At 38.8% G+C, this 17,927-nt stretch carries 19 protein-coding genes and 1 riboswitch; of the genes, 13 read left to right on the top strand and 6 right to left on the bottom strand.

Going from position 1 to position 17,927, the window contains the following annotated elements:
• Positions 1-233 precede the first annotated feature (233 nt).
• Positions 234-689 carry an Lrp/AsnC family transcriptional regulator gene (locus Q5794_RS20085; RefSeq protein WP_013058593.1) on the bottom strand — a complete coding sequence of 152 codons (456 nt, stop codon included), beginning with the start codon at positions 687-689 and terminating at the stop codon, positions 234-236.
• Positions 690-809: 120 nt separating this feature from the next.
• On the opposite strand from Q5794_RS20085, the gene Q5794_RS20080 reads away from it, so the two are divergent.
• From Q5794_RS20080 to Q5794_RS20065, 4 genes are all read left to right on the top strand, one after another.
• Positions 810-1,268 (top strand): carboxymuconolactone decarboxylase family protein, encoded by a 459-nt coding sequence (locus Q5794_RS20080; RefSeq protein WP_374988378.1) that lies wholly within the window; start codon positions 810-812, stop codon positions 1,266-1,268.
• 115 nt (positions 1,269-1,383) lie between these two features.
• Positions 1,384-1,528: riboswitch (cyclic di-AMP (ydaO/yuaA leader) on the top strand.
• A 124-nt stretch (positions 1,529-1,652) separates the two neighbouring features.
• The gene (locus Q5794_RS20075) at positions 1,653-2,312 is read left to right on the top strand and encodes a TrkA family potassium uptake protein (RefSeq protein WP_192996503.1); all 660 of its coding nucleotides are present in this window, start codon (positions 1,653-1,655) and stop codon (positions 2,310-2,312) included.
• Between the two features lie 3 nt (positions 2,313-2,315).
• Complete coding sequence (locus Q5794_RS20070; protein WP_374988377.1) at positions 2,316-3,635, top strand: TrkH family potassium uptake protein; 1,320 nt, start codon at positions 2,316-2,318, stop codon at positions 3,633-3,635.
• Positions 3,636-3,961: 326 nt separating this feature from the next.
• Positions 3,962-4,042, top strand: coding sequence for a YjcZ family sporulation protein (locus Q5794_RS20065; protein ID WP_016765202.1), 81 nt, complete (start codon positions 3,962-3,964; stop codon positions 4,040-4,042).
• 186 nt (positions 4,043-4,228) lie between these two features.
• Here Q5794_RS20065 and Q5794_RS20060 read toward each other — a convergent pair whose 3' ends face one another.
• Positions 4,229-4,315: a YjcZ family sporulation protein gene (locus tag Q5794_RS20060; protein WP_192996535.1), complete on the bottom strand. Its 87-nt coding sequence runs from the start codon at positions 4,313-4,315 to the stop codon at positions 4,229-4,231.
• Between the two features lie 174 nt (positions 4,316-4,489).
• Here Q5794_RS20060 and Q5794_RS20055 point away from each other — a divergent pair, with 174 nt between their 5' ends.
• The 5 genes from Q5794_RS20055 (at position 4,490) to Q5794_RS20035 (ending at position 10,648) form a co-directional block, all read left to right on the top strand.
• Positions 4,490-4,987, top strand: a complete 498-nt coding sequence (locus Q5794_RS20055; protein WP_268575707.1) for a M48 family metallopeptidase — start codon at positions 4,490-4,492, stop codon at positions 4,985-4,987.
• 407 nt (positions 4,988-5,394) lie between these two features.
• Positions 5,395-7,473 (top strand): gamma-glutamyltransferase, encoded by a 2,079-nt coding sequence (gene ggt / locus Q5794_RS20050; protein ID WP_214984572.1) that lies wholly within the window; start codon positions 5,395-5,397, stop codon positions 7,471-7,473.
• A gap of 141 nt (positions 7,474-7,614) precedes the next feature.
• Positions 7,615-7,737, top strand: a complete 123-nt coding sequence (locus tag Q5794_RS20045) for a hypothetical protein (protein ID WP_264295252.1) — start codon at positions 7,615-7,617, stop codon at positions 7,735-7,737.
• 343 nt (positions 7,738-8,080) lie between these two features.
• A complete protein-coding gene (gene rocF / locus Q5794_RS20040; RefSeq protein WP_098476256.1) occupies positions 8,081-8,980 on the top strand; it encodes an arginase in 900 nt (299 codons plus the stop codon).
• 234 nt (positions 8,981-9,214) lie between these two features.
• Complete coding sequence (locus tag Q5794_RS20035; RefSeq protein ID WP_192996509.1) at positions 9,215-10,648, top strand: amino acid permease; 1,434 nt, start codon at positions 9,215-9,217, stop codon at positions 10,646-10,648.
• Positions 10,649-10,698: 50 nt separating this feature from the next.
• On the opposite strand, the gene Q5794_RS20030 is transcribed toward Q5794_RS20035, so the two are convergent.
• On the bottom strand, positions 10,699-11,874 hold the full coding sequence (locus Q5794_RS20030) for a hypothetical protein (RefSeq protein ID WP_215054953.1): 1,176 nt from the start codon (positions 11,872-11,874) through the stop codon (positions 10,699-10,701).
• Between the two features lie 164 nt (positions 11,875-12,038).
• Positions 12,039-12,272, bottom strand: a complete 234-nt coding sequence (locus Q5794_RS20025) for a hypothetical protein (RefSeq protein WP_192996511.1) — start codon at positions 12,270-12,272, stop codon at positions 12,039-12,041.
• Positions 12,273-12,611: 339 nt separating this feature from the next.
• Between Q5794_RS20025 and Q5794_RS20020 the strand changes: the two genes are divergently transcribed.
• Positions 12,612-12,986, top strand: coding sequence for a GerAB/ArcD/ProY family transporter (locus Q5794_RS20020; protein WP_374988376.1), 375 nt, complete (start codon positions 12,612-12,614; stop codon positions 12,984-12,986).
• Here Q5794_RS20020 and Q5794_RS20015 read toward each other — a convergent pair.
• Entirely contained in the window at positions 12,942-14,351 is a 1,410-nt protein-coding gene (locus tag Q5794_RS20015; protein WP_214984578.1) for a polysaccharide deacetylase family protein, read from the bottom strand. The genes Q5794_RS20020 and Q5794_RS20015 overlap by 45 nt on opposite strands.
• A gap of 157 nt (positions 14,352-14,508) precedes the next feature.
• On the opposite strand from Q5794_RS20015, the gene Q5794_RS20010 reads away from it, so the two are divergent.
• The 3 genes from Q5794_RS20010 (at position 14,509) to Q5794_RS20000 (ending at position 16,596) form a co-directional block, all read left to right on the top strand.
• Entirely contained in the window at positions 14,509-15,009 is a 501-nt protein-coding gene (locus tag Q5794_RS20010; protein ID WP_374988375.1) for an RNA polymerase sigma factor, read from the top strand.
• Positions 15,006-15,869, top strand: a complete 864-nt coding sequence (locus Q5794_RS20005; RefSeq protein ID WP_214984582.1) for an RsiV family protein — start codon at positions 15,006-15,008, stop codon at positions 15,867-15,869. Before Q5794_RS20010 ends, Q5794_RS20005 begins: the two co-directional genes overlap by 4 nt.
• A gap of 196 nt (positions 15,870-16,065) precedes the next feature.
• Positions 16,066-16,596 carry an HTH-type transcriptional regulator Hpr gene (locus Q5794_RS20000; RefSeq protein WP_013058578.1) on the top strand — a complete coding sequence of 177 codons (531 nt, stop codon included), beginning with the start codon at positions 16,066-16,068 and terminating at the stop codon, positions 16,594-16,596.
• On the opposite strand, the gene Q5794_RS19995 is transcribed toward Q5794_RS20000, so the two are convergent.
• Entirely contained in the window at positions 16,569-17,927 is a 1,359-nt protein-coding gene (locus Q5794_RS19995) for a protoglobin domain-containing protein (RefSeq protein ID WP_374988374.1), read from the bottom strand. The two genes, Q5794_RS20000 and Q5794_RS19995, sit on opposite strands and share 28 nt — an antisense overlap.

Below are 17,927 nucleotides of genomic sequence, written 5' to 3'. Positions count from 1 at the left end.
TAAAAGAGACCGTGACACAAGTGTCTTTGTTGAAGGAGATCCGAACGCGTTCGGATCTTTTTTATTAGTAGGTGAGCGTAGACTTCTAGCTGTTGATTGAAGGGCAAGATGAAGACTCCTGCGCGAAAAGTGAAGCCTGGCACGGAAATCAACAGCGGTGTCAAAAGTGATTCATACGGGCTTATTGATCCCATTGTTCGCTTTTAGATTGGACCGCTTTCGTTACGTTTCAATCACTTTTCATCTTTTAGATGACTCAATAATGCAGGAGCCATCTCCACGTGAGAAAGGGCGATGTGTGAAATCGTTTTGGCATAAGGTGTAATTTCGTTAATAAATTGTTCGAGTACGTGCAGGTGAGGAAGCTGAAGCTTTGTAATAAAGCAGGCTTGCCCGGCGATGCGTTCACAGAATAAAGCGTAGGGATACTGAGAAATAAATCGTTTAAAACGCTCGTGCTCGCCGTTTTTCATAGTTACTTCAATAAAACACGACACGGGCAAATGCAGCTTTTCATAATCAATATCAATCGTATACCCTTTTATAACACCAAAGCTCTCTAGCTGCCTTACTCGCTCTGCCACCGAAGGAGGAGACAGGTTAATTTGTTTTCCTAGCTCTCGTAAGGAAAGGCGGCTGTTTTGCTGCAGCGCCTGCAAAATCGATAAATCGATTTCATCAATTTTCAATTGAAAACCTTCTTTCTTATTAACGTTTCATTTGATTAATAATAGTAGATAAGATGTTTTATATGTAATCTAAAATTTCCATTTTTCTTACTATAATAATTAAAAAGGAGTGAATGAAAAATGGCAAGAGTTTTGTTAGCAAACGAAGAGGGAACAAATTTTGAAAAAGCATTGAATTTAATTCTGCATGTAAAAAGATTGTATTATGAGCTTTACGACACGCTTTGGAACAGCGATATAGTAGAAAAAGAGACTAAGGAAAAAATTAGGCTTTATCTAGCAGGTGTTAACGGCTGTGAGACGTGTATGAGCATGTCATATGTAGGCGATGAGACGCTTAATCAAAAAGTGTTAAGAGAAAAAGAGCTAGAAGAAAAAGATCGATTACTGTTTCGATTTATTGATGTATACCGGGTGCGTCCAAGGGAGTTGACGGATGCTGATATGAATCAATTAAAGAAATTTTACAGTGATACGCAGCTGTTAGAGCTTTTGGCTGTTATTAATTTATTTGATCAATTTCACAAAATGATTGTCAGTTTAGATTTATATGATTTTTGCAGCTTGCAGGGCAAGTGAGATCTTCCCTAAAAATATCTTGACAGACAAAATCCACAGGAGTAAGATAGCTTTCGTGAAGTGAAACGTATCATGAATCGAATCGATTATTCTAAAAAATAGATCATAGACATTTGAATAAAAATCGCTTAATCCATTACGGAGCGGAGGACCCATTATTTACGCACATATTGTGCTCCGGGGTGAATCCTTAAAAAGGTAGGGTTACTCTTAAAACCCGAACCCGACAGCTAACTTCGCAAGCGTTTTGAGGGGGAAGAGTGTGGAAAAACACAGGAGCCTTCCTGTGTTTTTTTTGCGTTTTTTTAAGAAAAAGATGTAATTTTTTAGAAAAAGTATAAGCTAAGAGAACACACAGCAGTTGAAGAAAGGAATAAATACATTATGAAAAAACAGTTTGCTGTATTGGGATTAGGTCGTTTTGGAGGCAGTTTGGTTGAAGAGTTTGCTAATCTGGATGTGGATGTGCTCGCTATTGACCGCAATCAGGAGGTAGTAAATAAATTTAGCAACTCAGCTACATATGTTGTGCAAGCAAACGCGATTGATGAAGCTAGCTTAAAGGGGCTAGGTATCCGCAATGTTGATCATGCACTTATTTCGTTTGGAGATGATATCGAAGCAAGCGTACTCGCAACTATGCTTTTAAAAGATATGGGCGTTAAGCAAGTATGGGTAAAAGCAGTGAATATGTATCATCAAAAAGTGCTCGAAAAAATAGGAGCGGACAAAGTTATTCATCCAGAGCGCGATATCGCTAAGCGTATTGCTCATCACGTGGTGTCAGAAAAAATCATTGATTACATTGAACTGTCAAAGGATTATAGTATTGTCGAAATTGTCGCCTCTAAGAAACTTCATAATAAAACACTGTTTGATTTAAATATTCGTGCCAAGTACGGCTGCAATATTATCGGTTTTCAGCGAAAAGACGGGGAAATGGTTATTTCGCCTACCGCGCATGAAATAATTGAACAAGGAGATATGCTGATTGTTATCGGAAATAATCGCGATTTGAACCGTTTTGAAGAAGAAGGAGTTTAACTCATGAAAAAACAAATCATTAAACTCACCCCTCCGCAGCTGCTTGTCTCTATTTTTGGCGGAGGAATTATTATTGGTGCTCTTCTATTGATGATGCCTTTTTCTACTACTGAGCCAATCCGGTGGGTAGACGCCCTTTTTACATCTACTTCCGCTATGACAGTGACCGGCTTAGCCGTCGTAGATACGGGTACACGTTTTACCGTCATAGGTCAAACGATCATTATGCTGTTAATTCAAATAGGCGGTCTTGGCATTATGTCATTTGCCATGTTGATTTTTATGATGCTAGGTAAAAAAATTGGATTTAAAGAGCGTATGCTCGTTCAGCAGGCATTAAATCAAACGAGCGTCGGCGGAGTTGTCCTGCTAGTTAAAAGGCTGTTTATCTTTTCATTTTTAATTGAATTTGTTGCACTTATCTTTTTAGCAATACGCTGGGTTCCGGAATTTGGATGGTCGAAGGGGCTGTTCTTTAGTTTGTTTCATTCGATTTCGGCTTTTAATAACGCTGGGTTTGGACTACTGTCTGACAACTTAGTTCAGTATGTAGGAGATCCTATTATTAATATAACGATTTCTTTTTTGTTCATTATTGGTGGGTTAGGGTTTACCGTTCTTGCTGATATGTGGGTGAAAAAATCGTATAGAAAACTAACGCTGCATTCAAAAATTATGATTATCAGCACGTTTGCGATTAATGTGATCGCCATGCTTTTTATTTTTTTCTTAGAGTACAGCAATTCGCATACGCTCGGAAATGTATCATTAGGAGACAAAGTATGGGCTTCTTATTTTCAAGCGGTAACGACAAGAACCGCTGGATTTAATACAATTGATTTAGCTCACCTGCATGACGCAACGGTCTTTTTAATGGTCTTATTAATGTTTATTGGTGCAGGAAGTGCGTCAACAGGAGGCGGTATTAAACTAACAACGTTTGTGGTAATTGTTTTTTCCGTATGGGCATTTTTACGAAGCCGGGAAGATATTGTGCTGTTAAAGAGACGACTTCTTCCTCTTCACGTGTTTAAGGCACTAGCCATCACGATGATTTCAATTATGTTTGTGTTTGGGGCCATTTTCCTGTTAAATATTTCGGAAAACCTGCCGTTTGTAAAAATTATGTTTGAAGTTGTTTCTGCGTTTGGAACAGTAGGTTTATCGATGGGAGCCACTCCTGAACTTTCGTACTTTGGACGTGTGATTATTATCTTTATCATGTTTTTAGGAAAAGTGGGGCCATTAACGCTTGCGTTTTCATTATCTAAGCAAAAGCGTGAGGCCGTTCGTTATCCAAACGAAGATATAATGCTAGGGTAGAAAAATCGCCTTCGATGAGGCGATTTTTTTATATTATTTATACGTTCAGGACATATAAGAGGTTACGCACAAAATAGTTGCGATGAATAAAAAGAAGGCAAAGACAAGAACAATGGGCAATTTGGAATGTCGGCGCATTAAAGGCCCCCTTTTTTATAGTAAAAAAATCACTTACTATATATAACGAAAGAAACAAAAATATGATTCACTTTTTTTGGCGAAATTTGAAGGTTTTTCTCGTTGGAAAAATCCGCACCCCTGTCCTAAACATTTTGCCAAGCTGTTGCATACACTAAAAGCAGATAACAGGAAGTGAGGGATGTTACGTGGGAAAACAAAATTTTGCGTTAATCGTTGTGTTATTTGTTTTACTTGTTATTGTAGGTGCGTCTGGCTTTCGCTTTTAAACGTTAACTTTATTTGCGCATAGCCCCCGTCAAAAAGGGCATACTAGGCGGAAGTGAAAACCAAAAATTTCTTCAATATTGCCGAACAATGAGTTCCTCTACTCATTCATCTAATCGGTATGTAGCCATGCGAAAGCATGGTTTTTTTGAAATAAGAGAATGAATGATGTTCATCCCCTCTAGAAATTAGTAGTAGCAAGAACATCCTACGATTACTAATAGAATAAATAAAACAACGATAAATGAAAAACCAAAACCGCCTTCTGCGCCCATATGTGTAACCTCCTTTAATAAAATTCTCTATATCGTATGTACTAATTGGGTTAAGTGATTGAGAAATTTGCCTATTTTTTAACGGTAACGATCTTTTGAGAAAAATGAAGAACACTTACTTTTTTCATTTGTGCAAAAATCCTTTATGATAAAGAGGAAAAGGAGGGCAAAGTGGTGGGAATACATGTAGAATACGTCATGAATCAGCTAGAAGAGGGTAAGTGGAAAGAGATCAAACGCGAAATTCAACAAGAAATGAAGAAAAAACCTCAAGCATCTGATTTGTACTGTTACTTAGCGGTTTGTTTAGCAAAGCAAATCGAAGAATCAATTATTTTTGAAAAAATGGTATTGAATTTAGAAATGGACCGAGCTCTTCATCAGGCATTAACATTAAATCCATCTTCAAGCTTGGCGCACTTCGTTCGAGGAATAAAATACCGGGAAACTCCGCTTATGTTTGGAGGGAATTACGAAAAATCGCTGTCTTATTTGCAGCGGGCGCAAGATCTTGGTTTTGAAGGGGTTATGCTGCCGCTCGAACTCGCCAAAACCTATATTCAATTAAAAGAAATGGAAAAAGCGAAAGAACAAATCGCCTATGCCCGGGAAATCAATCCTACTCACGTGGATATTAAAAAAGTCGAAAACATGCTGCAAACAGGACGGTGAATCAAAAGTCCTGTTTTATTTTTGGTTTTTAGGAAACATATGCTGATTTTCATAAAGAATTGCTTTTTATATAACAATAAGAATATTTATAAAAATTTTAAGAAGTACATGTAAGTCTAACGACTCCTTAACTGCTAGATTTTCTACATTATTAGAGCGTTCAGTCTACATAATTCCAAAAATAGTAAGAAACTATCAGCCTATGGATAAATTGTTAGAAAATATAGATAATTGTAAATGAATAGAGAAAAGTTAAACATGCGACTAACTAAAAAAGCAAAGGTCTGATTTACTTTGCTTTTTATTTATACACATATGTAAAAAATATCATAATAAACCAATTTATTCTTTGTGAAATCCATCGTTTCAGACGATGTGAAATAATGTATTTGAAGGAGGAGACCCAGATGAAGGTTATGAAGATGTTGGTTATTGTATTATTTAGTTTAAGTTTAGTTGTCACACCAGCTGCTGCTGAAGTTCCGGGTGTCGACCATTCAATGAAACGGGGTGCTACACAAGGAATTGTAGCGGCATCTCACCCGCTGGCTGCTGAAGCGGGAAGGAAAGTTTTAGCTGAAGGCGGAAACGCTGTGGATGCGGCAGCTGCCATTCAATTATCTCTAAACGTTGTGGAACCGATGATGTCAGGTATCGGCGGCGGCGGCTTTATGATGATTTATGAAAAAAAGAAAGATAAAATTACGATGCTAGACAGCCGTGAAATGGCACCAGCTGAGGTCACGCCTAAGCTGTTTTTGGATTCAAAAGGAAAAGTTATCCCTTTCAGTAAGCGTCACATAACAGGAAAAGCAGTTGGAGTTCCTGGTACGCTAAAAGGAGTAGAAACAGCCCTTAAAAATTATGGAACAATGGACTTATCAGATGTTATTAAACCAGCTATTACTCAAGCAGAACAAGGAATCAAAGTAAATTGGTCGATGGCTCAGTACATTGATGAAAATGTGGACAAGCTTGAAAGATACCAAACGGCCGGTAATGTATTTGTGCCGAATGGCAAACCGTTAAAAGAAGGAGATAAGCTTGTTCAGCCGGATCTTGCTAAAACATTAAAGCTTATTCAAAAAGAAGGATCAGACGCTCTTTATAAAGGAGAAATTGGAAAAGCGCTTGTTAAAGAAGTTCAAAAACGCGATGGAAGCATGACCATGGATGATTTGAAAAATTACGTTGTAAAAGAACGTGAGCCGGTCAAAACAACTTACCGAGGCTACGATGTGGTCAGTGCAGCTCCTCCTAGCTCCGGCGGATTAACCGTGCAGCAGATTTTAAAGCTAATGGAAGGTTATGATGTAGAAAAAATGGGTTCCAATACGCCTCAGTATTTGCAGCATTTAACGGAAGCGATGCACTTAGCTTTCGCGGACCGCGCGGCGTATATGGCAGATGAAGACTTTTACGAAGTGCCGAAAAAAGGACTGTTAGATGAAGATTATATTAAAGAACGTCGTAAATTAATTAATCCAAACAAAGCAACGCCTAATGTCAAAGAAGGAGACCCTTGGAAATATGAAGGAAAAGAAAATCCAAATAAAGCAACAGTAAAGGAAGAAAATCCAATCGGCCAAACGACTCATTTCTCTGTTATAGACAAATGGGGAAACATGGTTTCTTACACGACTACCATTGAACAAGTTTTTGGTTCAGGAATTATGGTTCCTGACTACGGATTTATGCTCAACAATGAAATGACGGATTTTGATGCCACTCCGGGAGGCGTGAATCAGGTTGAGCCTAAAAAACGTCCTCGAAGCAGCATGTCTCCAACGATGCTGTTAAAAGACGGAAAGCCGTTCATGGCAATTGGTTCACCGGGAGGCCCAACCATTATTGCGTCTGTAGCAGAAACGATTATGAATGTTATTGACCATAAGATGCCGATTCAAAAAGCGATTTTAACACCTCGTATTTATTCAGGCGGCTATCCAACCGTAAGATGGGAACCTGACTTTAGCCAAGATACAATTCTTGAAATGATGGCTAAAGGACATGCGTTTGAAGAAAAGCCTGAGCATATTGGAAACGTTCAAGCGGTTATCTATGACTATGAAACGGGGAAAATGTACGGAGGCGCTGATAATACGCGCCAAGGAACGGTATTAGGAGTAGACGCAATTAAATATGTATCCAAACAGCCAAAACCAATCAAAGAAGAGAAAAAAGGAGAGTTTACAGTTGAAGTCAACCGTGCCGTTTATCCATTTACTGATAAGCAAGTGAAGCTGATTGATGGAAAGCCTTACGTTCAGTCCGATCGCCTGCTGTTAGGCTTAGGCGTCATTGATTCGAGTGACTTAAAGCTGTATAAACCAAATCATCACTCTTATTTATCAGTTATCAAAGTAGCAAAATCCCTTGGCTACAAAGTGAAATGGGATGAAGAAAAGAAAGTGGTCTCATTAGAAAAAGATCCTGGTGAAGACGATACAGGCGATGATGAAGACGGAGACGTTATTACAAATTAAAAAATAGGCTGGGAAAAAAGTAGTTTAGTTGAATGAAGATCCGAACGAGGAATTGAGATTCTTGATGGAGAATCCTACTCGTTCGGATTTTTTTATTGCTATGGTGACCATAGTTTTCGTCTATGTAGTTGCTTCTAGCTGTTGATTAGAGAGCAAGGCGAAGACTCCTGCGGGAAAAGCGGACCGCAGGAGCGTATGCGACGAGGAGGCTCACCGGCCGCCCGCGGAAAGCGAAGCCTTGCACGGAAATCAACAGCGGTGTAACGAGCGATTCATACTAGCTCCTTTATCCCATTTGTTCATCTTTAGATTGAATGGATTTTGTTATGTCACCACCTCTTTTTTTATGAAAGCAAATAAAATTGGCGATTTTAAACCAAATGACAAAAAAGTTTGCATGGTTTGCCAAAAAGTTGTAGAAATCGACAGTTTTTTTGGCATGTGTAAGAAAATCCGTGATAAAAAGACTGATAGAATGCTACAAACAAAGTTGGCATCATTTTTGCATAAGAAATAGATGAGGGGCTGTATCAATGAAAAAAATACATAGTTAAATAACTACCTATGTTTACTTCACACAGAATAAAATGCAACGGAGGTATAGAAAATGAAAAAAGACATTTCAATTATCGGTGTACCCATGGATTACGGACAAACAAGAAGGGGTGTAGACATGGGGCCGAGCGCGATCCGCTATGCAGGCATGAATACACGCTTAGAAGCTCTTGGCTATACCGTACACGATGAAGGCGATATTAAAGTAGAAATTAAAGAGCGGGCAGACGTAGATAAAAATACGAATTTGAAAAACTTAGCGGCTGTAGCCAGCGGAAATGAACAGCTTGCTGCAAGAGTTGAAGAAGTGAGAGAGCAAGAACGCTTTCCGTTAATATTAGGCGGAGACCACAGCATTGCAATCGGAACGCTTGCAGGAGTCGCGAAAGGTTCAGAAAATTTAGGTGTTATTTGGTATGATGCTCATGGTGATTTAAACACAGCTGAAACATCTCCATCAGGCAATATTCACGGCATGCCGTTAGCGGTGAGCTTGGGTATTGGACATCCTGTACTTTTAAATATTGGAGGGTATACCCCAAAAATTAAACCTGAAAATCTAGTTATTATCGGTGCACGCTCATTGGATGATGGTGAAAAAGAGTTAATTAAAGAAAAAGGAATTAAAGTGTATACCATGCATGAAATTGATCGTTTAGGTATGACGCAAGTGATGAAAGAAACGATTGATTATTTAAGCGGTACAGACGGCGTGCACCTGTCGCTGGACTTAGACGGCTTAGATCCGGATGATGCACCAGGCGTAGGTACACCTGTAAAAGGCGGCATCAGCTACCGAGAAAGTCATTTAGCAATGGAAATGCTAGCGGAAGCAGACATGGTGACATCCGCTGAATTTGTAGAAGTGAACCCCATTTTAGATCAGCATAACAAAACTGCAGAAGTAGCGGTTGCGTTAATGAGTTCATTGTTTGGCGATAAGCTTTTATAAGAAAGAGCTACTTATAATAGGTATCGTGTAGAAGAAAATCTGTTATGATCCAATAAACGGTCATGCAGGTTTAAGCGGCTGCCATCCTCGCTACGGGGCTGGCGCCATTTGAAAATCATCCGGCATCAATGGACTTCAGTCATGAAGAGCTACCTAGTAAGCGGCTATAAAAACAAAATAAACCTAAAAAAATGAAAGCGATTTCATTTTTATGCAGCAAAGGGAGGAAATGGGATGAATATTCCACAGGGACAGCCAGGAGAATTAAAAAGAACGATGAAAACAAGGCATCTTTTTATGATATCACTAGGAGGATGTATTGGTACCGGTTTTTTCCTTGGTTCAGGTTATACCATCAATGAAGCAGGTCCGATGGGAGCAATGATTTCCTACTTAGTAGGAGGGATCATTATGTATCTAACGATGCTGTGTCTTGGAGAATTATCCGTTGCTATGCCAGTTGCAGGATCGTTTCAAACGTACTCCACTAAATTTATCGGCCCTGCAACCGGTTTTGCGATTGGATGGCTGTACTGGCTAGGATGGGCAGTAACGGTGGCACTTGAGTTCTTAGCTGCCGGACAATTAATGCAAAGATGGTTCCCAGACTCGCCCGTTTGGTTATGGTGCGCCATTTTTGGAGCGTTAATTTTTTCACTAAATGCACTTTCAGCTAAAGCATTTGGTGAAACAGAATTTTGGTTTTCAAGCGTTAAAATTTTCGCCATCATTATGTTTATTGTTGTAGGTGGAGCGGCAATGTTTGGACTCATTGATATGAAAAGCGGACAGGAAGCACCGCTTCTATCAAACTTCTTTGCTGAAGGGCTTTTTCCAAATGGCGTAACGGCTTTGCTGATTACAATGATTACGGTGAACTTTTCGTTTCAAGGAACAGAATTGATTGGAATTGCGGCAGGAGAAAGTGAAAATCCGGAAAAAACAATTCCAAAAGCGATCAAGCAAACGGTTTGGCGTACGCTTTTCTTTTTCGTCTTATCCGTGTTTGTCCTAGCAAGCATGATTCCTCGTGAAAAAGCAGGCGTCGTAGAAAGTCCGTTTGTCGTTGTGTTAGACAGTGTAGGTGTACCTTACGCGGCGGATATTATGAACTTTATCATTTTAACAGCTCTTCTTTCAGTCGCAAACTCTGGATTTTACGCGGCTACACGTATGCTTTATTCTCTTTCAAGAGAAGGAATGGCAAGTCCTGCTCTTGGAAAAGTTAACAAAAGAGGAGTTCCATTTAATGCACTATTAATTACGCTTGTGATTTCATGTTTTTCGCTGCTTTCAAGCGTAGTGGCAGCTAAAACCGTTTTTGTGTGGCTGATTTCACTCGCTGGACTCGGCGCTCAAATTGGCTGGATTGCGATTACAGCTTCACTGCTTGCGTTTCGTCGTGCTTACGTGGCTAAAGGTGGAAAAGTGGAAGATCTGAAATTTAGAACTCCTCTTTATCCGGTTCTTCCTATCGTAGCGCTTATTACGAACTGTATCGTTATGATTAGTCTTGCGTTTGATCCCGAGCAGCGAATGGCGTTATACTGCGGAGGTATTTTCTTTATAGGTTGCTATGGTTATTATTATTTGAAAATTCGAAAACAAAATCAGTCAAAACAAGAGCAAGAAGTTCAGCTTGCGGAAAATAAACGAATGATTATTTAACATAAAAACCCGGAAAATCGTGATTTTCCGGGTTTTTTATGTACTCGTCTTTAGCTATCTAGTGCTGTCTCTTCATTTTTACGGCGGCGAAGTCTCCATAGCGTGATAAGGGCAACCAGTGTAAGAACAATACCGCTGCCGAGCAGGATATGACTCACTGTTTTATCCTGCTTTTTTTGGCCTTGTTCAAAATATTTCTTGTACATCGCCACCGCAGCTTTATTTTGCTTGTATTTTTTCGGAACGCTCATTTCTTTTCCGAGTTTCCAGCCGTCTTTATAAGCTTTTTGCTGTAAAGACTTCACGTCTTTATTCGAATAAAAACCTGCTTTGTACCATTTTTCTAGTTGAGGCTTGTCCTGAAGATTTTTAGGCGCTCTATAGGTCTGATAAGTGAAGGCTGAGTCGTATCCGTCTGCTTTTACGTCTTTTTGCTTTTGTTTCTGTCCTTTTTCATATCCTTGCTCAAAGGCTGTTTGCAATTCGCCTTCTGCTTCTGCAGGTACTTCTAATGAAAGGTCGTGATAACCTTGTACGTAGCCCTGCTTTTCAAACTGCTTTTTTTGCTGCTTCAGCACTTCGGCTTGAGCGGTTTCAAAGCCTTCTGTAAAAGCCTGACGTGTGACATCCTCATCATCATACATGCTCGGAACACTCATTGAATCATTTTCAAGACCTTGGTCATAGCCTTCTTTTTTTGCTTTAACAGATAAGTCCATTAAAGAAATAGCTTTTTTGTAGCCTTGAACATACCCTTTATTCCAGTCGGATGACTTAGAAGGAAAGGATTCGAATTCTGACTGAACGGTAGCATGTTTGTAATCAAGGACGCCTTGCTGATAGCCTTCCTCTTCGCCGGCAGCCATTTCATTTTCTTGTTCAGTCTTGAGTTCTTCTTCTTTTTGCTGCTGTCCTTTTTTATATCCTACCGTATACCCCATCATAAACCACGTGAATTCTTCAGAAGATTTGTCCAGTCCTGTTGTTTGATCAAACTGTTCAAATTTTTTCTCTGCGTATCCATCTTCTTCTCCAAGCGAATAGCCTTCTTGATAGAGAGAGTCAAAAATAGCTTTTACATCTTCAGTTGTATCCACGTCTGTTGACTGGTCCAAAACGTCGGAAGAGGAATCCGGGGAATCAGGAGTAGCATAAGAAGGGATGGGGTCACTTGCAAGAATAAGTAAGCAAGCTGTACTAATAACGGCTAATTTTTTTTTCATCATATCTTCACCTTTTAGTTCAAAGTCAATGTTTATTTTGTAGTTTAAGCGTACAGCTTTCTATGTAGAAAGGCGTATAAAAGATTTTCTAATTATGAAAATTATAACATTTAAATGAGAAGGAGAATAGGTGGTAAAAAGGAGAAATATGTGTTTTTTACGGAGTTTTATTTTTGTCGCTGTTTTGCTTTTTTCACTTTAAATGAACGATAAAATACTTCAGCTACAAAACAGAACAAAAGGAAAAAAAGGACAAATAGTTCAGCGAACTCCATAACACGAAACGGACTGTAGGCATTTTGCAAGGCCATGGAAAAACTAATTCCTTGCATCATATCCACTCCGATAGAAAATCCCATTAAGCATCCTAACAGCAAAGCTGATATCCAAACGATTTTCATACGTCTCACTCTACGTTTTTTTTTTTTTTTTCTTAAAAACATTCTACCGATAGTTTTTGTTATTTTTTTGTCTTACGCTTTGATTGCTCTATTAAAAATTGCATACAAAGCATTTATTTGGAAAAAGCTAAAAAAAAGAAAAGAAAGGTGTTTTTAAACGTGCCTTCTTTATTTAAAAACAAAAAAAGCAAAGACAATAAAAAGGAAACGGAAGCTTCGTCGTCAGAGGAACAAGCGACAGTCCTTTATTTGTAATGAATGTGATGCTGATGCTGTTAATTATTTATACGGTGCACAAAGGACTTGAAGTAATAGCTAGAACGGCTAGACGTGTTTTTTATGATTGGATTAGTAATCGGAGGATTTGTTAAAATCAGCGTCTTTTTTTACGCTGTGATTGTTGGACTTTCCACACTGTTTAAGGTGAAACGACCTTCTGCGATGACATATCCTGTGGGCACGGTGATTTTATTTTTTTCTTTGACGATTGCAAGTAATTTTCAAGAGCATTTAAAAGAAGGGCTAACGATTATGCCGGTGTTGCTTTTTATCCCTTTTCACGTAGTGATTCCGTTTACGCTGCTCTGTATAGCATTTATTAAACATCGCATAAAAAAACAAAAGCGCTGCAGCCATCCTAATGGCTGCAGCGCGTTCGTCTGCTATCCGCTACCGCAAATGCAGCTGCTCCCGCTCTTTTTTTACTTGTTCTAGCTGTGAAATCGTAACAAGCTGATACCCTTGTGCGTGAAGCTTCTTCATAATTTCAACCGCTGCTTCGGCACTTGTTTGGTAAATATCATGCATTAAAATAACTTTTCCGTCTCCGACTTGGCTCATAACCGCTTGAACGGAGTGAGGAACGTTTCTATATTTCCAATCTTCGGGATCGATATCCCATAGAGTCACGCCAACATTTCCGATATAACGTCTTACATTTGCGTTCACGGCTCCATAAGGAGGGCGTACATGCAGTGGTTCATAGCCGCTCACTTGTTTAATGAGCGCTTGGGTATCGCCTATTTGGTGTTTGACCTGCGCTTCGTTCAAACGTGTGAGCTGAGGATGATCCCAAGAGTGATTTCCGACTTCGTTGCCTTCCTTGACCATACGTTCGATTGTTTCAGGATAATATTGAACGCGGCTTCCTAACACAAAAAAGGTAGCGTGCCCGTTCACTTCTTTTAATCCATCTAAAATCACATTGGTAGATGAAGGGTTAGGTCCGTCATCAAAGGTCATCGCAACGACTTTTTTAGTTGGATCAATAGGCGCTCCTTGCTGCGGCATTTCGTTAACGATATGTTTTGGAGGCGTTTCTTTGACTTTATTTTTATTTGCTGCTTCGTCTTTGTAAGCATCGCTCAGCATGTCTTTAAATAAATCTTTTTGGATAGCGATTGTTTTGGTTTTCGTTTGTTCAGCACCTAGCTGATAAGGCTTAAAATAGATCACAATACTGTTTTCAAGCAGCGCAAACTGAATGAAATTTTGATTAGCTGCCTGAGTTCCTTTTTGAAGGTCCGGTTCAAAATCAGCTGTTTTCATTTGTTTTTTTAATTCAGCATATGAAATAGCCGAAAGGCGATCTAAATAGTTTGCATCTTCTTTAAATAAATCCTTTAACGTCATTTGTTTTTGAGCAGACAGGTCAAAGGTAAAGGTTTTGAGAGAAGACGTTCCTTTCTCTCCATTTATAGATTCATATTCATCAAAGACAACGCTTAGCGTTTGCTTGCTGTAATGGACGATTTTATATGTAATCGTTAATTCAGATTTTTTCTTTTTTGACTGCTTCTTCAGCTTTTTTTCATAGTGTGCCACTTGATCTGTTACGTAAGCTTGAATGGATCGATCAATTTCTTTTTTGCCAAAGGAAGGGTAGCTAATGGCATAGCCTCCGTCGGTAAGGTCCTTAACTAGCGTTTGAATTTCAACGTTTGGATAGGTTTGATCTGTTTGAATATTTGCCGTTTTTTTCTCTGTACTGTTTGCTTTGACGATATACCCTGCTGTACCAAGAAGCAAAATAAAGCATCCAAGCAGTGTCAAAATACGTTTGTAGCCCATGGTTTTCATGTAGTAATATTCCCCTTTTTGTATATATCTACCTAATAGACGCATGAGACCATCATTTAGTTTTACTTTTTTTAAAAAAACCAAACTATTTTTCTACTCATTCCCTCTACCTTATAGATGTACTTCAGCAAGAGAAAATAGAAGGGTATGAAAGACGATGAAAAAACATGATGCACATCAGGTGCTCGTAGCGTGCGTAACCGAGCATAAAGCGGATTTTTACCGGCTTGCTTTTAGCTATGTGAAAAATCAAGAAGATGCGCTTGATATTGTGCAAGAATCGATTAAAAAAGCACTCATTTCAATGGACAGTATCAAGGATATTCAATCGATTAAAAGCTGGCTTTATAAAATTGTAGTACGAACAGCAATCGATTTCCTGCGCAAGCATAAACGTTTAACGCTTATGGACGATGAAGCGCTTGAACGCTTGAGCAGCGGACGCGAAGATCAGTATGAAGATATCGATTTAAAACAAGCAATGGATCAGCTGCCAGTTAAATATAAGACCATTATTATTCTGCGTTTTTTCGAAGATTTAAAGATGGACGAAATTGCGGAAATCATTGAAGAAAATGTAAATACGGTCAAGACAAGGCTATACAGAGGGTTGAACCTGTTGCGGATTACGATGACGGAGGAGGATTTAGAACAATGAATGAAAAAATAGAAAAGTTAAAGAAGCAATATCATGACATTCCTATTCCAGGCGAATTAGATGATGTTATCGCACAGGCACTTGCTTCACATCCTCGTAAAGAGAAATCCTATATTTGGCCGAGTGCGATCGCGGCAGCAGCGGTGATTTTTATCACGACGGTGAATGTAAGTCCAGATGCAGCAAATGCAATGGCAAAAATTCCTGTACTGGGAAAAGTAGTAGAAGTTATTACATTTGATGAACTGAAGCAAGAAGAAAAGCATTCTCGTATTGACGTGAAAACACCATCGATTTCGGGGCTACAAAACAAAGGTCTTCAAACAAGCTTGAATGAAAAATATATAAAAGAAAACGAGCAGCTGTATGAACAGTTTAAAAAAGAGATGAAAACACTACAAAAAGGAGAGAAAGGAAACGTGGCTGTCAGCAGCGGCTATGATATTATGACGGATACCGATGATTTGCTTGTGGTTCATCGATATGTGGAAGAATCGAGAGCTTCAACGTCGAGCGTCAATCAGTACGACACGATTGATAAAAAATACGAAGTGCTCGTTACGCTTCCAAGTTTGTTCAAAGATAAAAGCTATATAAAGGTCATTAGTGAAAATATTAAACAGCAAATGAAAGATCAAATGAAACATGAAGAAGGTAAAATCTATTGGCTGACTGAGGAAGATATGGATCCTTTCAAACAGATTGATGAAAATCAAAGCTTCTACATTACAAAAGACTACAAGCTTAGAATCGTATTTGATAAATACGAAGTCGCTCCAGGATATATGGGGAATATTGAGTTTGAAATTCCAACAAACGTTATTTCAAACCTTCTAGTTGGTAAACGGTATATTCATTAAAAAACAGGCATGAACGTTTAGCGTTCGTGTCTGTTTTTTTACATAAAGAAACGTAAATATTTATTTTTATGCAAAATAAGTTGAAATATATAAGCAATCATGTATAATATTTTGTATATATTTTCATTCTTTTTATTTATAAAGTCTTAGAGAAAAGTGATGTGAACGGTTGCATTTCTAGAGAGGAAGTGAAGAGGTGAAACGCACGTTAAATCAAGATACAATTAAAGATGCTATGCTGTTTAATCAGCTTGTGATGCAAGTAAGCAAAGCTCTTTGGAAGTCTACTGAAAAGGATTGGGAGCAGTGGGTTAAGCCGTACGATCTGAGCATTAATGAGCATCACATTTTGGGGATTGCTTATCAGCTGGAAATTGCATCGATGACTGACATTTCAAAGCTAGGCGTCATGCATTTATCCACAGCTTTTAACTTTGCAAAAAAATTGCACCTGCGGGGCTACCTTACCCTTTCTAAAAATGAGAAAGATAAGAGGAATACATACGTACAGCTCACAGAAGAAGGAAAAAAGATGTTCTTAAAAACGCTTGAGGATTATAACCCTCTTGAAAACCCTTTGTTTCAAGGAGCGATGCCGCTGCGAGATGTTTACGGAGAGCTGCCTGACTTTGTTGAGCTGACGGCTCTGATTCGAAGTATATACGGAGAGGATTTTGTCCAGTTTATTGAACGTTCTTCTCAAGAACCCGCTAGCTTGAAAAAATAAAAAAGCCTTCTTGTGCAAGCTGAGAAGGCTTTTTTACATATCATTTTTTTTTCAGTTAACCGCTCAAGTTCTTCTGAGGAATGGGCCATCTTCTCAATCCGTAGAGACAGCTGCTTCATTACGTCCGCTATTTTTTCAAGCTCTTTTTTTGTTAGAACGGTTTGCTGTTTATTCTCGGTTGTTATGCTAAGGACGTTCGTAAAAAAAGAAGTAATGTTGTTCATATTATCAGCCGTATCTTTTGTTAATGCAGCGACTTCTCCGCCTAACGCCGAGACGCTTTCAATTTGTTTTTGAATGTCTCCAATAAAAGTAAAAATATTAGAAATAGATTTCTTCGTTTCTTCTGCAAGCTTCCGTACTTCTTGCGCCACCACTGCAAATCCTTTTCCATGCTCGCCTGCTCTAGCGGACTCAATCGAAGCGTTTAATGCTAACAAATTCGTTTGCTCAGCAATAGAAGTGACAATTGAAACGATTTGATGAATTTGCTGTGATGTGTGTTCGAGTGTTTTCATTTTGTTTTGAATGAGCGACGTATTTTTTTGTATGCTTCCAAGCATGTTTTGTTCTTCTTTTAATTTTGCTTGACTCGTAACAGATTCCTTCTCAATGACTTCTGCCAATTGAGAGCTTTTGTTAGCATAGGAAACGACGTCAGAGGACTGATTGTGCATTTGATCCATAAATGTCTTTGTTTCTTCAGATAGCGAAGAAAGGATAGATGATGTACGCGAGATTTCTAGCTGAATTTTCTCTTTTTGATTCTGAAGCCCAGCGCGCTGCTCGTCATATTCAATCTCATAGGCTTTTAACACAATTTGCTGTTCTAGACTAATAAGCTTTGTCATACTTGCAATAAAAGCCAGACATTCTTCTTTTGACTCCATCGTACGTTCACATACTGAAAGAAGCGATGTAAATAAATTTTGAAATGCGCACAAATACCAGTTTGGCTCAAGTCCAATTTTAACGTGCATCTTGGAAATTTTTTGACGTTTTACCACAAAAGCATCGTCTATTTGTCCATCAAACATTTCTAAGATGTGCTGTTTTAACGTTTGTTTTAATGCGTGGACGCTGCTGTGCTTTTCGATAATCGCAACCAAATGGGCCTGTTCGCCAATAGCTTTGTAAAAATCATTCACGATCTCTTCGATGGCATTCAGCGCGTGAACTTGAAATCTGGCAATCCGTTCGAGATCCTCTGCTGTTAAGGAAATCATGTTAATCTGCTTTTTTATCATCGGGTCCGACACATGAAGCTTTACAGTGATGGATTCGACAGCCGCTGCTTCGGCGTGCGCTTTGTTTCGTTTAAACCAATTCAT

Source organism: Priestia megaterium (genome assembly GCF_041941685.1).
GTDB classification, from domain to species: domain Bacteria; phylum Bacillota; class Bacilli; order Bacillales; family Bacillaceae_H; genus Priestia; species Priestia megaterium_C.
Note: the sequence above shows the minus strand (reverse complement) of the source record. Positions and strands in the feature narration are given on the sequence as shown.